The organism is Pseudomonas sp. Root71 (assembly GCF_001429045.1).
Taxonomy (GTDB): domain Bacteria; phylum Pseudomonadota; class Gammaproteobacteria; order Pseudomonadales; family Pseudomonadaceae; genus Aquipseudomonas; species Aquipseudomonas monachiensis.
This window is the reverse complement of record NZ_LMHY01000012.1, coordinates 542,915-556,500: the sequence shown is the minus strand read 5'-3', so window position 1 is coordinate 556,500 and position 13,586 is coordinate 542,915. Positions and strand designations below refer to the sequence as shown.

Here is a 13,586-nt window from a genome sequence, read left to right as displayed (position 1 = left end):
AAAAACGACATCTTCCCGAACCGGATTTTTCACACCCATGAAAACTTCACTACACTCCCCGCTTCAATACCACTCCAGCACAAAAGCCCGATAACAATGAAAAACATCAAAAGAGCAATGATGCTCGGCGGCTTGCTCGCACTCTCCCTTGGCGCCCTGGCAGAACCTTCGCACCTGGACAGCGTCATGCAACAGGGACAACTGCGCGTCTGCACCACCGGCGACTACAAGCCCTACACCCTCAAAGCCGAGGACGGCGAATATTCCGGCATCGACATCGCCATGGCCCGCGCCCTGGCCGACAGCCTTGGCGTCAAGGTCGAGTGGGTGCCCACCACCTGGAAAACCCTGATGCCCGACATGCTCGCCGGCAAGTGCGACATCGCCATGGGCGGCATCTCGGTCACCCTGGAACGGCAGAAAAAAGCCTTCTTCAGCAGCATCCTCGACGTCGACGGCAAAATCCCCCTGGTGCGCTGCGAAGACCAGGCGCTGTACCAGACCGTCGAACAGATCAACCAACCCTCGGTTCGCCTGGTCGAACCCGCCGGCGGCACCAACGAAGCCTTCGTCCACGCCTACCTGCCCAAGGCGCAATTGCAACTGCGCGACAACGTGAGCATCTTTCAGGAATTGCTGGATAAAAAAGCCGACGTGATGATCACCGACGCCTCGGAGGCGCTGTACCAGCAGAAGCTCAAGCCGGGCCTGTGCGCGGTCAACCCCACGCACTACATGCAATACGGCGAAAAAGCCTACCTGCTGCCCCGCGACGACATCACCTGGAAGCTGTACGTCGATCAGTGGCTGCACCTGGCCAAGGCAACAGGCAACTACCAGAAGATCCTGCGCCAGTGGCTGGCGGTGCCTGGGGGTAAATAACGGCGTGCCCGCCACTGAAATGGAGACCGCCGCCTGATCGACTGTCCCGCAAGCCGTGACGCGCCAACAGCCCGCCAAGGCTCTACCTCATGGCTTGTTAAATATCGTTACATGATTAAAACTACTATCGCACCGGTAGCAAGCCGGTCATATGCAAGACGCGTTGACACGCACCGAACGAAAACTCGGTCGATGCCTCGACCGAGCAGCCCCCTCAAAAAAGGACAGACAATGAGCAGCACGGATGAATTGCAAACCTACAACGCCAGCCCGAAATGGCAAGAACGTTTCGCTTTTTTTGATCAACACGGCAGCCCCAAAAGCCCCGAATTCAAAACGGCTTTCAAACAGTTGCCAGCGCGCAAGCGCATCCTGATCAACCTGAACTTCATCGCGTTTTTTTTCGGGCCGATCTATTTCTTCGTACTTGGGCTGTGGAAAAAGAACCTGGCAATCATCGCGATCATCGTTGCCCTTTCCTTTGCCCTGGCATTGATTTTCACCCTGCTGGGTTATGAAGAAGCGCCCAAGGCCCTTGACACCGGCATGAACGTCGCCTTTGCACTTATGTACGGATTGAGCGCCAACTACGCCTACTACCTGAAACAGGTAAAAGGTTCGCAAGGCTGGAATCCTTTTGAAGGCTTGAGGTTCGTCTGAGTCTCACCCGAAGCGCAACGGTGGAAATCACTCCACCGTTGCGCCACCGGTCAATCGTCGCGCAACAACCCCGAACTGTACTCGCCGAAGCTGTTGCCGAGCGCACTGCCATGTAAATTCAGTTGGTTGGGGTTGTGGGTCGGCCCTGGACCGAAACCGTTAGACGACTGCGAGTCATCCGGAAAACGGTCGTCGGTACTCACACTCGAACAGGCGCTCAACAGCACGACGCCCGCGATCAGCGAGACTTTGATCAGGTTTGCGATCATTTTGCAGGTTCCTGTGGGTGTGGAAGCAGATTGAAGTGCTTTGGCCTGGATCCTATGCAGGTTAATGGCCAGGCATGATGAAACTTAGCGCTGCGACAGCTCCGGTTCAGGAACAGTCGAAATGTCGGCAACGCAACGCCCGTTAAATCGTCCTGGGACCCGTTCGCGCCCCACAAGCCCATTCCTGATAAACTCCCCACCTCCCAGCCTCCCCACCTCCCCACCTCCCCACCTCACCGATTCCAGATCCCCCATGTCCGTAACCACCGTCACACCTGCCTCGCTCTCCCGCCGTTTCAGCGTCGCGCCGATATTGGAGCTACCACCCATGAAGCTCTGGTAAACAAAGGCTCGTAGGATCGTGCTCAACGCCTTGTACCATTTACGTACCAATCACATCTCTCCTTTCTCCCCCCGATCCAAACATACCTTCCTTCGACGTGCCGAATCTTAAGCGGCTAAATTGTGCTCCGATTACGGGCACTGACGCTGCTATGATCCGGTGCCATGACCATCAGGGTCATCTAGCCAGAGTTATCTCTCCTCCCAACCTTGCGTGGATGATTCAATGAGTACAGATGGACTCCCCAACCTCACAGATGCCGGTATCAAATCCTTCCTTGAGACGGCTCCGCTTTATTCCCAAAGGCGCTTCAAGCTGCCGCTGACACCGCGCAAAAATCTACGCATCGAAGAGATCGACTCATTTTGTGAAGTTTGCGATCAGACACGTCCATTCCATAATAATGCTCTACGCGACACTGGTGCTGATAAAGCGGCGGCAGCAATGCTGATCCCTCAGTATTTGAGTACTGGGAAGCACAGTTTTTCTTTCAGCTGCGTCTCATGCAGAAAATCGATCAGAATCTATATGGTTGAGCAGATTGTCGACGATCGCACGATAACGATTCAGAAGTACGGTCAACTACCCAGAGGGGATATACCCCGAGACAAAACGCTGCAAAGATTCTTGAAGGGTGACCGCGACAACTATGAGAAAGCAGTAATCTGCCTAAGTCATGAGTACGGTATCGCTGCCTTCGCATACTTTAGGCGGATAGTGGAAAATAACATCTACCGCTTACTGGATCTGCTGCTGGAAGACTTGAAATCTTCCGGGGGAGATGACGAAAACTTCATTGCAATTCAGTCTCTGCGGGAAGAGTCGCCTATGAGCGAAAAGATCAAAATCGCCAACCTTGCGCTTCCAGGGCATCTCAAGCCGGATGGACTCAATCCGTTGGGCAAGCTTTACCAGGTTTTGAGCGAAGGAGTGCATAACCTTCCGGAAGAGGAATGCTTGAAGAAAGCCAAGGCAACGAGTGAATGCTTGGCGTTCCTTGTGAGTGAACTGGCCTCACGCAAAGAACATCGTGCAAGGTTCAAGAGCATGATCGGCGAATTGTAGGTTCGAAAAGAAACAGGGTGAACGCCCAACAGAAATCCGCCCCCTCAATTGAATCACCCCGTTACCAGTTTCCTAAGCTGATAATGAGGGTTCGACTCCCTTCACCCGCTCCACTATTTTCAAGGCCTCCAGCGGTATCGAGGTAGCGTCAGGCGAGACTGGTGACGGTTTCGTGACAGTTACCAAGAATTTGCATGTCACGCTTCTGGCCAGCACCGCCCTCCCCCCTTTATGTTGACCCTGTCCCGTCCTGAATAAGGTTTACACCTTCTGACCCATTCTCAGGAGGTTGTAGTGGGCCCTCAGCGACTGCGAACAATTTTTTCCCCTACGGTTCCGTGCTCTGGCGGTTGTGTTTGAGAGTTCTAAGGGGCTGTCGGTTTCTTTGATTTCCGAGGTAATTGCACGGACTAGCCACCCGTTGGCATTCGGCCTGACCGACCACGAGCCTGAAATCCTGTCAACGACTGGCACAGTGATGGCCAGAAAACGGGATCTATGATCCAATCCGGGTAAGGGTCTCGCTCAATTAGGGAAGTGATATGGCTACCACTGTAATCTCTGCTTTCGATGAATTCCTGAAGGAAACGGTTAATCTAGATCCAGAGGATACTAAGGCAGCACGTCAGGACAGGGACAACCTACGTACACGCATTCAAGGGCTCCAAACGTCAGTCGACTATTTCCCAGCGCTCTACACCGAAGCCGACATAAACTACGGGTCGTTTTCCCGACGCACGAAAAAAAGACCACTAGATGACGTGGATATGTTTTTTTGCTTGATGGCTCAGGGTGCGACCTACAATGATTACGACCCCAACAACATTACGTTGACGCTTGAGAATACAGATAGCAATCTCTATCACTACACGAAAGATGATAATGAAACGATAAGCTCGATAAAAATACTTAATAAGTTTAAGAAGAGCCTAGAAAACATATATCAGTACCGAAACGCAGAGGTCAATAGAAGGCAAGAGGTTATCCTCTTAAATCTTATAAATAAAGATTGGTCCTTTGATATTGCACCGTGCTTTAGAACCGTAGAATATTTCGGCAAAAGCTTCTATCTGATTCCGAATGGAACAGGAGACTGGAAGAAAGCTGACCCACGGATTGATAAAGACAGAACGGCCGCTATCAATCAGCAAAATAGCGGAAACGTACTAAATATCATTAGGATTATTAAATACTGGAATAATCGTGCAACCATGCACACAATGGGCTCCTACCTATTAGAGAACATTATTCTCAACTACTACAAATACCGCACAGACTGCTCTCGCTTTGTAGATCTTTCCCTACCAAATCTTTTCAGCCATATTTCTTCAGCTGTTTACCAAGTAGTTCCTGATCCCAAGGGACTCCAAGGTGATTTAAATACGTTAACGTTTGAGCAAAAGACAAGCATAAGTGCGAGAGCCAATCAAGACTATTTGAAATCACTGGAAGCACGCCAATTCGAAACAAACAAAGATTGTAAGTCTTCAATCAACAATTGGCGCGAAATATTCGGCTTAGAATTCCCGGCGTATGGGTGAAACGATGAGCATTAGAACAGAGCAAAATGAGCACATCTACATTCAAAAACTTGCCTCGTTCCGACGCCTATACTCAATAGCTAAAAAATACAATAATGGATATATAATGCTGAATGTCGTCATGATGACGACACTGACATTTTTATCCATCGGACTAAACAGTGAAGCGCTCGCCAAGCAATTCAGCTTCACGCAAGTAGACCATTCTAACTGGTTAGCGATTGTGTCAATAGTTGTTCTTACTATCGACAAACTCATAATAGGAAACAGAATTGACGCCAATAGGGAAAAAGCAGCAAAAATCCAGGAGCTTTTTGATAGAGGTTTATTCAGACTAGACTGGAATACTACGCTGACTGGCCCCGCCCCTCGGATTGAAGACATTGTCAGACACGGCGAATGGTACTTACAAAAACACACGAATGCTAAACTTCTTGATTGGTATGCCATAAAATCCGACCTCATCCCGCATTATCTTCAAGTTCTAATATGTCAGAACTCCTCGCTGTATTGGGACGCTAACCTCAGAGAAAAAATTAACTATGTGATCATAATTGGGGGCATAGCTATTCTGACAGGTGCGCTAACCCTATGTCTGTACTTCGATCTTTCAATATCGGCGATACTTACCAACCTGACAGCACTGCTTGGACCAATGCTAGACTATGGCTATAACACTCTAAAGGAAAACAAAGCCTCTATTGAGCAGGCTCAGCGATTATTAGACTGTATCGAGCAGTCAATCGCTAATACAGAAACAAATCCAAGTGAGGATTCTTTGCGTCGTTCGGTAGAGTCTATTCAAGATCAATTATTCGTTAAACGTAAATCAGACTGGTTAATCCCAGATTTCTTCTATAAAGTTTTACGAAACTCAGACGAAGCCGTTATGCGCCAATCTACCCAACAGCTTGAGGAAAGATTCACACCCCGTTGATAGCTGCCAGTCACTATACGGATGTCGGGATCCGAATACGCCATTTGGTGTAATAAGCTCGAGTACCCTGCGTCCGCTCCTAGCTGATTGCTGTCTATCGCAACAAACAGTAATGGACTGCGCTTTGCCGATCACACTTCCAAATGAAACGCACCGACTGTCAAATTGCGCTCCGCTAAACCACCCCATTTGGATGGCGCAAAGAAGAATGTGAAAAATAACAATCCAATCAAGTAAGATCAATAAGGAATAAAATGCTTAACGACCTAGATGAATTAATTTTAAGCTGCGATGACCCTCGATCCCGCCAATATATCGAAGAAGCCGTACTGTGCTACAAAGCAGGAGCATACCGCTCGTCAGTTGTAGCCTGCTGGATTGCAGTTGCCTTCGATTTAGTGGACAAAATAAGAGAGCTGGCTGCTGCGGGGGATAAAGAAGCCCAAGTTGAAATTACAAGATTTGAGACCATCCAAAAGACCCACAATCTTCCGGGGGCTTTGACCTTTGAGAAAGAGCTTCCTTTAATGGCAAAGGATAAATTTGAGTTCATTTCTCATATTGAATATATGGATATTGTGCGTTTGGTAGAGGATCGCAACAGGTGCGCTCATCCTTCCCAGGTTTCAGACAATCAAGTATTTTCTGCCTCCGCGGAGTTAGCAAGGCTACATATATTTAACGCCGTAAGTTCGATACTGTCCAAGCCTGCATCTCAAGGTAAGGTGGCATTGGCGCGAGTTTTAAATGATTTAGACTCTAAATTCTTCCCAAACAATCTCGAAGACGTCGTCACATTATTCGAGGCCGGCCCATTAAAACGGTCTCGAGAGTCGCTTTACAACAATCTATTGAAGGTCTTGATAAAAGCAGCTTTTGGAACTGATGAAGCTGCGGCAAAATTCAATAAGTGCGTGCTTGCAATGTCGGCAATTAAAATCATCCAACCTAATTTATGGGAGAAATTTTTTCCAGATACCGTAAAGCAGATCATCGAGCGAATGCGCACAGAGGAGGAAATGTGTGGCGCTGTTGTAAGCGTGGTACGCCTCGAAAAGCTGAACTTATGGAGTGTGCTGCCAAAAGCGGAACAGTTGCGAATTTTGACATTTATAAAAAACGCACCAGCAAAATTATTCGCCGACTTAGATTGGTTTTATTTAATAGAGCCACTCCCTGCCGAGCTACTTTCGGCAGCAGAAAAAAGAATCATGCTTGCTACATTTGAGGAGTTAGATAAGGCTGATTGGTATGCCAGTCCTCCGGCAGTCATTAATCGATTTATAACCATATATTCAACTTCGAAAAATTTTGCTGACGCCAACTTATATGGCCGCACTCTGAGGCGCGCCATGCAAGATATCAAACCCACTTACAAGCAAGCTAACGAATTAATTAGGGCTGCTTCGCACAATGATCAGATAAAGTACAGCAACGAGATAAGTAGTGTAGTGCGACAACTGGAATCAATGGAAGGTGGACGAGAAGCAGTAGCGCAGTTAATGTTAGATCACGGCTTGGATATCGCTATCAAATGATAACTTGGTCGCATTCGATGAAAATTCAGATACGAAACGAAAAAACAAAAAGCCCATCAAATCTCTTTGAGGGCTGGATCACTCGTCAAGCGCTCAGACAGAAGGTCTTGCAACTTCCCTCCTACAAAGTGATGGGTTTTAACTGACCGACCAGCGCGCTGGCCTGTGCCGCATTATCGGTGAAGGCCCCCGCGTCGCTCGGACTCGGCGCCGGTCCGGGGACATGAGTATGGCCGGCCAGTTGCATGTCATCGCCGTCACCAAGTCGAGCAAGTCGCACAGAATCTGCAACGCGTTCATCCCCTCCGACCCCATCCAGGCCTTTTCCGCGACACTGCGTCGTAAGCCGGTGATGCGCTCTTCCATATCACGTCCCACCGAAGCATTGAGCTTCTGCCCGATCACCAGATTCAAGTCGCGCCCGGTGGCCTGATGCAGGTCGTCCACGGCCGCCAGGCTGGCGGAGCCGCCTGAGAGCAGCTTGAGCGAGCCCAGGGCCTCGATCTTTTTGATGCCACCCACTGACTCGAGGCTGTGGTCATCCACAGTCACGCTGTGGCGCTGGTGGTGCTGGTGGTGCTGGTGGTGCTCAGTGTTCTCCAGCGCCTCCACACGGCGCTCGCTGGCCTGATCATGGATCTGGCCAGCGGTCTGGCGCAGCCAGTTACCATCCGCGTCGATGCGCTGCTGTACCGCTTCGCTGTGCTGCCAGACCTGATCGCCTTTGGGCAGGTTGGGCAGACTCAAGCCCTAGGGCAGGATGGCTAGGACAAAGGGTTTGTGCGTTAGGCCGCAGGCAGACGACACCACGACCATCGTGCCTTCATCGGGAAGACCGTAGATCCCCATGGACTCGCCACCCATCGGCAACGGCAGCGGCACGCCCTGGAGCAGTGGCAATGCCGTATCGGGCTCGCCGTCCGGCCCCAGAACCTCAAGGTCTGCGGCGAAACGTGGGCGGAAGTCGTCACACAGCCCCGCGTTTGTGGGTGGGTCGGGGATGGCCACCACCCGGGCAAAGCGCGGCAGGTGATAGCCACCGGTCAGTTCGGGATACTGGCGGTCAACCACACGGCGAATTACGTCTTCCATTTGATGCTCATCTGGCTTTCTGTGAGGGTCACGGCGGTAATGCGTTCGCCCTAGTTAATCGGCGCACCAGGACGAATCCTAGGCAGTGCGGCAATCACGGCGCTCTGGTTGCTGTTGTAGCTGTCAAAGAGCTCGCGAAGCAGTTGCAGCGGCTGGCGCTGTCCCCAAAAGCTGTCGGTCCAACTGCCCACGTAGATTTCGCCGTCACCCTGCTGCTGCCACATAAAATCAGGAATCGAAAACACTTTGCCCAGGCTATCGATCGCTTGCACGCCGTTGGCCAGGTTGAAGAAAAACGCGGTTTTGGTGTGTGCGTAGGCTTGATCAGGCACCCGAAAACGCAGGCCATTGCGCTCACTGATCGCGGCCAGGACGGCGTGCAAGTCCACATGACGCAGGTTCAGCGGCATGGGGATTTCCAGTGCGGCGGACAACTCTCGGCAGAGCAGGACTTGCTGTTGGCTGTTGGCGGCAGTGCAACGCTCCACATAGCCCAGAAAATGCCGCTGGAGTGGGCTGTCGTTGTAGCCAATGTCGAAAGTCACCAAACCATGTACGGGTTCGCTGGGGGTGATTGTGAAACTGGCGCGCCCGGGGGCGTGATGGTCCAGGCGTGTTTCATCTTTGCAGAGGGGGTAGGACCGGCTTCTATTTTTCGTGGGGACTGCAGTGCTGCATGACGGCCAAAATGGTTACCAGATCCCTATGTGCTTGACTAATGGATGTCTAAGCCGGCATAAATGCGACAATTAAAACATTGAACGTTGAGTAATTCGAAATGGATAGAGTTGACTACCAAGCCCTAATTATTCAGGACATCATCAACCTCGAGAGCCGAGGGGAGTTAAATTTGACTCCTTGGTACCAAAGACGCTCTGTTTGGAGCACTCCGCAAAAGTCATATTTGGTCAACACACTTCTCGAGCAGAAGCCAATTCCTGCTATATATGTCAGACACTATCTAGATCTCGAAAACTCGAAAAGCATTAAAGAAATAGTTGATGGCCAGCAGAGAACACGAGCCATTTTAAGTTATTGCAAAAACGAGTTCACCGCCCGACACCCCAACTACAACAGAAAGCTTCTTTACTCTCAATTAAAGCGAGAGGAACAACAAACACTTTTACTTACATCTATTCCGGTTGGCTATTTACTAGGAGCCACCGACGCGGATGTAATTGATATTTTTGGCCGAATTAATTCAATCAGCAAAACGCTTAACCCTCAAGAAAAAAGAAATGCTGCTTATAGCGGAGAAATGAAACAGTTCTGTTTGGCTCAGGCATCATCAAGAACACCGTTCTGGAGGCAATACGAGATATTTTCAGCTACTGATATTTCTCGCATGTCAGAAGTTTTGTTCATTTCTGATCTAGTTTACAATCTCATGAATGGACTTTCAGACTACAGCCCTACATCGCTCAACAATATGTATACAGAATATGACGAGGAATTTGACGACAGGGATGAAATAGCAACCAAACTCGATCGAGTTTTTGATTTAATTGGCGCCTTGAACCCCGAAAAAATCACCGACACTATATTTAATAGACAACCTATATTTTTCTCTCTCGTCTTGGTGCTTCACGAAATTCCGAGAATTTCCCAAAAGAGACTTTCAACTATTATTGATGATATTGATGAGAGGTTCCATTCGGAGGAAAACAGATCACCTGCGGATGATATTTTCAAAGAAGCCTGTTCATCAACAACACAGCGGATTACGCAACGACGAATTCGTCACGACTATATAAAGAGCTTCTTTTAAATGGCATTGCCGAATCTGAGTATTACTATTCAGAATTCAGCGCAACAGATAGATAAATTGCTTGCGCACCAGATCGACTGCGAGAAGCTCGAGGCCAAATATCAGCACTTTATTGGCGAAATGATAATGCTACGGCTATTTTCAATTTTTGAAGATACCGTAGCCGAAATCGCATATAAAATTGCGGCGGGAGGGCTCTATTTAAATGGTGCTGGCGCAAATTTAACTATCCGCGCCGGGAGAACTCAAGATTCAAGAAACTTATTCCTAACTCACAACCGAGCTAGATTCAAAGATAACCTCAAGTGGACTAAAGCAAAATTCATCCGCGAGAGCGTTGACAACGTGATTCCCGCTAACGAGTCCTTTATTATCAACGCCCAAGCCCACGGACAGATAATAGATGAGATGCGAAAGGTAAGAAATGCGCTTGCACATAATAGCCCCTCTGCTAGAGCTGAGTTCAAAGACGTATTAAGAGTACTCTACGGCTTCAACAAAAACATATCACCCGGTGTCTTTTTAATCTCTAAGAGACACCACAGCGTATGCAATTTAACTAGATACATCAGTTCAACAAAGCTAGTTCTTCAAACAATGGCAGGAGGGGTATAATTAGTTATCGCCTTCCTGCCGCCCCTTCACAACGCAAGCAAAGTTACATGTTTATCCAACCAAACTTACCACCGAAACAACCCCAACCTTTCTTCCTTGAAGTAATCATAACGCTCATAATGTTTTGATGACACATCACTAAAAGCATGCCCCTGAACTCTATCCCTTAGCTCTTTGCTTAGTCCGGCAACCCCCATTAAAATTTTTCAAGCTTGCCGCAAATCTCGCAAAGTAAACGGCCCTTCAAATTTATTTGTATTACGCTCTTAAAGCTGAGTGATCGCGCGAGACAAGGAGTTGGCGTGAAGTGACTTCCCTTCTGATTTCCCCACAAACGGAAATATACTATTACTGTCAACTTCTGCGAGTATACGCAGATCAGGCGTGATTTTTTTCATTGCTGTCGTTCCTAGAATTGAATAAGGGAACTGCCGGCATCACTTCCACATGATGGGGTGGCAGCTGTGCGCAGGTGTGGAAGACCGGGGATCTAGGAACCCGGCGCACCCGAAAGTGCCCCGCGCACAGCCGCCATAATTTAACAGCAGACATGAAAAAAGCGCCTGCCTAAATTCAGGTGGCGCCTGTGCGCCTAGATCTTGTGAAGGGCTTCCACACCCTTATCGCTGAATTTGCAGCGACGGAGGGAGGTTAACTGGGCGATCAGAGGGAGGGCAATATGGGCAATGGGGACGCGGCTTGAGGGAAATCTCCTACTTTTTCGTGATGTTTTCAACGCAATACCCAGCACCTGCTCAATCGTCCTGAGGCATGCCCAAGCCCCATCAGCCCATTCCTGATAAACTCCCCACCTCCCAGCCTCACCGATTCCAGATCCCCCATGTCCGCAGCCACCGCCACACCCGCCCCACTCTCCCGCCGTTTCTCCGTCGCGCCTATGATGGACTGGACCGACCGCCACTGCCGCTTCTTCCTGCGCCTGCTGTCGAAAAACGCCCTGCTCTACACCGAAATGGTCACCACCGGTGCCCTGCTCAATGGCGATCACGAGCGTTTCCTGCGGCACAACGAAGCCGAGCACCCGCTGGCCCTGCAGCTCGGTGGCAGTGTTCCCCTGGACCTGGCCGCGTGTGCGCGCATGGCGCAGGAGCATGGTTACGATGAGGTGAACCTGAATGTCGGCTGCCCGAGTGATCGGGTGCAGAACAATATGATCGGCGCGTGCCTGATGGGGCATCCGCAACTGGTGGCCGATTGTGTGAAGGCGATGCGGGATGCGGTGTCGATTCCGGTGACGGTCAAGCACCGTATCGGGATCAACGGCCGGGACAGTTACGAGCAGCTGTGTGATTTCGTTGGCACGGTGCGGGATGCCGGGTGCACCAGTTTTACCGTGCACGCGCGGATTGCGATTCTGGAGGGGTTGTCGCCGAAGGAGAACCGTGACATTCCGCCCCTGCGTTATGACGTGGCGGCGCGGTTGAAGGCGGATTTTCCCGAGCTGGAGATTATCCTCAACGGCGGGATCAAGACGCTGGAGGCCTGCCACGAGCATCTGCAGACGTTCGACGGTGTGATGTTGGGCCGCGAGGCGTATCACAACCCTTATGTGATGGCCGAGGTGGACCAGCAGCTGTTCGGCAGCACGGCGCCGGTGATCACCCGTGCCGAAGCACTGGCGCAGTTGCGGCCGTATATCGCTGCACACATCGACGCCGGCGGTTCGATGCACCACATCACTCGCCATGTGCTGGGGCTGGGGACCGGGTTCCCGGGGGCGCGCAAGTTTCGGCAGTTGTTGTCGGTGGATATCCACAAGGCCAAGGAGCCCCTGGCCCTGCTGGATCAAGCTGCCGGGTTGCTTGAAGGGCGTTAATGCCCGGTTGTTCTCGCCATTTCAGCCAGGCGGTTTGATCCGCCTGGCTCGCCTGTCAGTTGGCGGCCGCTGCCGTCCAGTTCACCCAACCGAATGCCCAGGTTGCCAGGATCAACAGTCCGAAAACGATCCGGTACCACGCGAAGGCGGCATAGCTGTGGTTCGCAATGAACTTGAGCAGGCCGCGTACGGCGATCATGGCGAAGAAGAACGCTGTGACGAAGCCCAGGGCGAAAACCGGCAGGTCGCCGGCCTGGAACAACTCCCGGTACTTGTAGCCTGAATACACTGCCGCACCGACCATGGTGGGCATTGCCAGGAAGAACGAGTACTCGGTGGCGGCCTTGCGCGACAGGCCAAACAGCAAGCCGCCGATAATGGTCGATCCGGAGCGGGAAGTGCCCGGGATCATCGCCAGGCATTGCGCGAAGCCTACCTTCAGCGCATCCGACCAGCGCATATCGTCGACATGGTCGATGTGCACCACGTGGTCTCTCTGCTCCGCCCACAACATGACAATGCCGCCCACAACCAAGGCGACTGCCACGGTGATCGGGTTGAACAGGTAATGATGAATCTGGTCGGCGAACAGGACACCCAGAACCACGGCCGGAAGAAAACCGATCAGCAAGTTCAGAGTGAATCGTTGTGCATTGCGTTGGGTCGGCAGTCCTTTGACGATCTCTGTAATCTTGCGGCGAAACTCCCAGACAACGGCAAGGATTGCGCCCAGCTGAATAATGATATTGAACGCCATGGCGCGTTCACCGCCAAATTCCAGCAAGTCCGCAACAATAATCTGGTGGCCCGTACTGGAGATCGGCAAAAACTCAGTCAGGCCCTCTACCGCGCCCAGGATCAACACTTTGAAAAGGGTCCAGAAATCCATCAATCCTCCGTCAGACCGTTCTTTGGGAACGATCCGTCAACTGCACTCAGATATTGAGTAGCTCAAGCAAAACATTCGACACATCCACACCCATTATCTGATGTAGCGAGGGAGAATATGTCTTATTAAAAGGCACACTCAAGCCATGTT

11 protein-coding genes and 2 pseudogenes are annotated in these 13,586 nt (G+C 50.8%); 9 read left to right on the top strand and 4 right to left on the bottom strand.

The window, feature by feature from the left end:
* Window positions 1–120: 120 nt before the first annotated feature.
* The gene (locus ASD95_RS12555; RefSeq protein WP_409079159.1) at window positions 121–882 is read left to right on the top strand and encodes a transporter substrate-binding domain-containing protein; all 762 of its coding nucleotides are present in this window, start codon (window positions 121–123) and stop codon (window positions 880–882) included.
* A gap of 231 nt (window positions 883–1,113) precedes the next feature.
* Window positions 1,114–1,542 (top strand): DUF2628 domain-containing protein, encoded by a 429-nt coding sequence (locus ASD95_RS12550; RefSeq protein ID WP_056722089.1) that lies wholly within the window; start codon window positions 1,114–1,116, stop codon window positions 1,540–1,542.
* Window positions 1,543–1,592: 50 nt separating this feature from the next.
* Here the strand turns inward: ASD95_RS12550 and ASD95_RS12545 are convergent, their stop codons facing one another.
* Complete coding sequence (locus ASD95_RS12545; RefSeq protein WP_056722087.1) at window positions 1,593–1,811, bottom strand: hypothetical protein; 219 nt, start codon at window positions 1,809–1,811, stop codon at window positions 1,593–1,595.
* Between the two features lie 568 nt (window positions 1,812–2,379).
* On the opposite strand from ASD95_RS12545, the gene ASD95_RS12535 reads away from it, so the two are divergent.
* From ASD95_RS12535 to ASD95_RS12520, 4 genes are all read left to right on the top strand, one after another.
* Window positions 2,380–3,219: a hypothetical protein gene (locus ASD95_RS12535; protein ID WP_056722083.1), complete on the top strand. Its 840-nt coding sequence runs from the start codon at window positions 2,380–2,382 to the stop codon at window positions 3,217–3,219.
* Between the two features lie 542 nt (window positions 3,220–3,761).
* Window positions 3,762–4,760, top strand: a complete 999-nt coding sequence (locus ASD95_RS12530) for an SMODS domain-containing nucleotidyltransferase (RefSeq protein WP_056722081.1) — start codon at window positions 3,762–3,764, stop codon at window positions 4,758–4,760.
* Entirely contained in the window at window positions 4,753–5,697 is a 945-nt protein-coding gene (locus tag ASD95_RS12525) for an S-4TM family putative pore-forming effector (RefSeq protein WP_056722079.1), read from the top strand. Before ASD95_RS12530 ends, ASD95_RS12525 begins: the two co-directional genes overlap by 8 nt.
* Window positions 5,698–5,951: 254 nt before the next feature.
* A complete protein-coding gene (locus ASD95_RS12520) occupies window positions 5,952–7,235 on the top strand; it encodes a hypothetical protein (protein WP_056722077.1) in 1,284 nt (427 codons plus the stop codon).
* Between the two features lie 121 nt (window positions 7,236–7,356).
* Here ASD95_RS12520 and ASD95_RS12515 read toward each other — a convergent pair.
* Window positions 7,357–8,327, bottom strand: a pseudogene (locus ASD95_RS12515) (hypothetical protein).
* A pseudogene (locus ASD95_RS12510) lies at window positions 8,315–8,962 on the bottom strand (hypothetical protein); the annotation flags it as partial. The pseudogenes ASD95_RS12510 and ASD95_RS12515, both read right to left, overlap by 13 nt.
* Window positions 8,963–9,105: 143 nt before the next feature.
* Here ASD95_RS12510 and ASD95_RS12505 point away from each other — a divergent pair.
* The 3 genes from ASD95_RS12505 to dusA all read left to right on the top strand — a co-directional run bounded on the left by ASD95_RS12505 (window position 9,106) and on the right by dusA (window position 12,547).
* Window positions 9,106–10,095 carry a DUF262 domain-containing protein gene (locus ASD95_RS12505; RefSeq protein WP_056722075.1) on the top strand — a complete coding sequence of 330 codons (990 nt, stop codon included), beginning with the start codon at window positions 9,106–9,108 and terminating at the stop codon, window positions 10,093–10,095.
* Window positions 10,096–10,710 (top strand): hypothetical protein, encoded by a 615-nt coding sequence (locus ASD95_RS12500; protein ID WP_056722073.1) that lies wholly within the window; start codon window positions 10,096–10,098, stop codon window positions 10,708–10,710.
* Between the two features lie 841 nt (window positions 10,711–11,551).
* On the top strand, window positions 11,552–12,547 hold the full coding sequence (gene dusA, locus ASD95_RS12495) for a tRNA dihydrouridine(20/20a) synthase DusA (protein ID WP_082562894.1): 996 nt from the start codon (window positions 11,552–11,554) through the stop codon (window positions 12,545–12,547).
* 55 nt (window positions 12,548–12,602) lie between these two features.
* Here dusA and ASD95_RS12490 read toward each other — a convergent pair whose 3' ends face one another.
* On the bottom strand, window positions 12,603–13,436 hold the full coding sequence (locus ASD95_RS12490; RefSeq protein ID WP_056722067.1) for an undecaprenyl-diphosphate phosphatase: 834 nt from the start codon (window positions 13,434–13,436) through the stop codon (window positions 12,603–12,605).
* Between the last annotated feature and the right edge of the window lie 150 nt (window positions 13,437–13,586).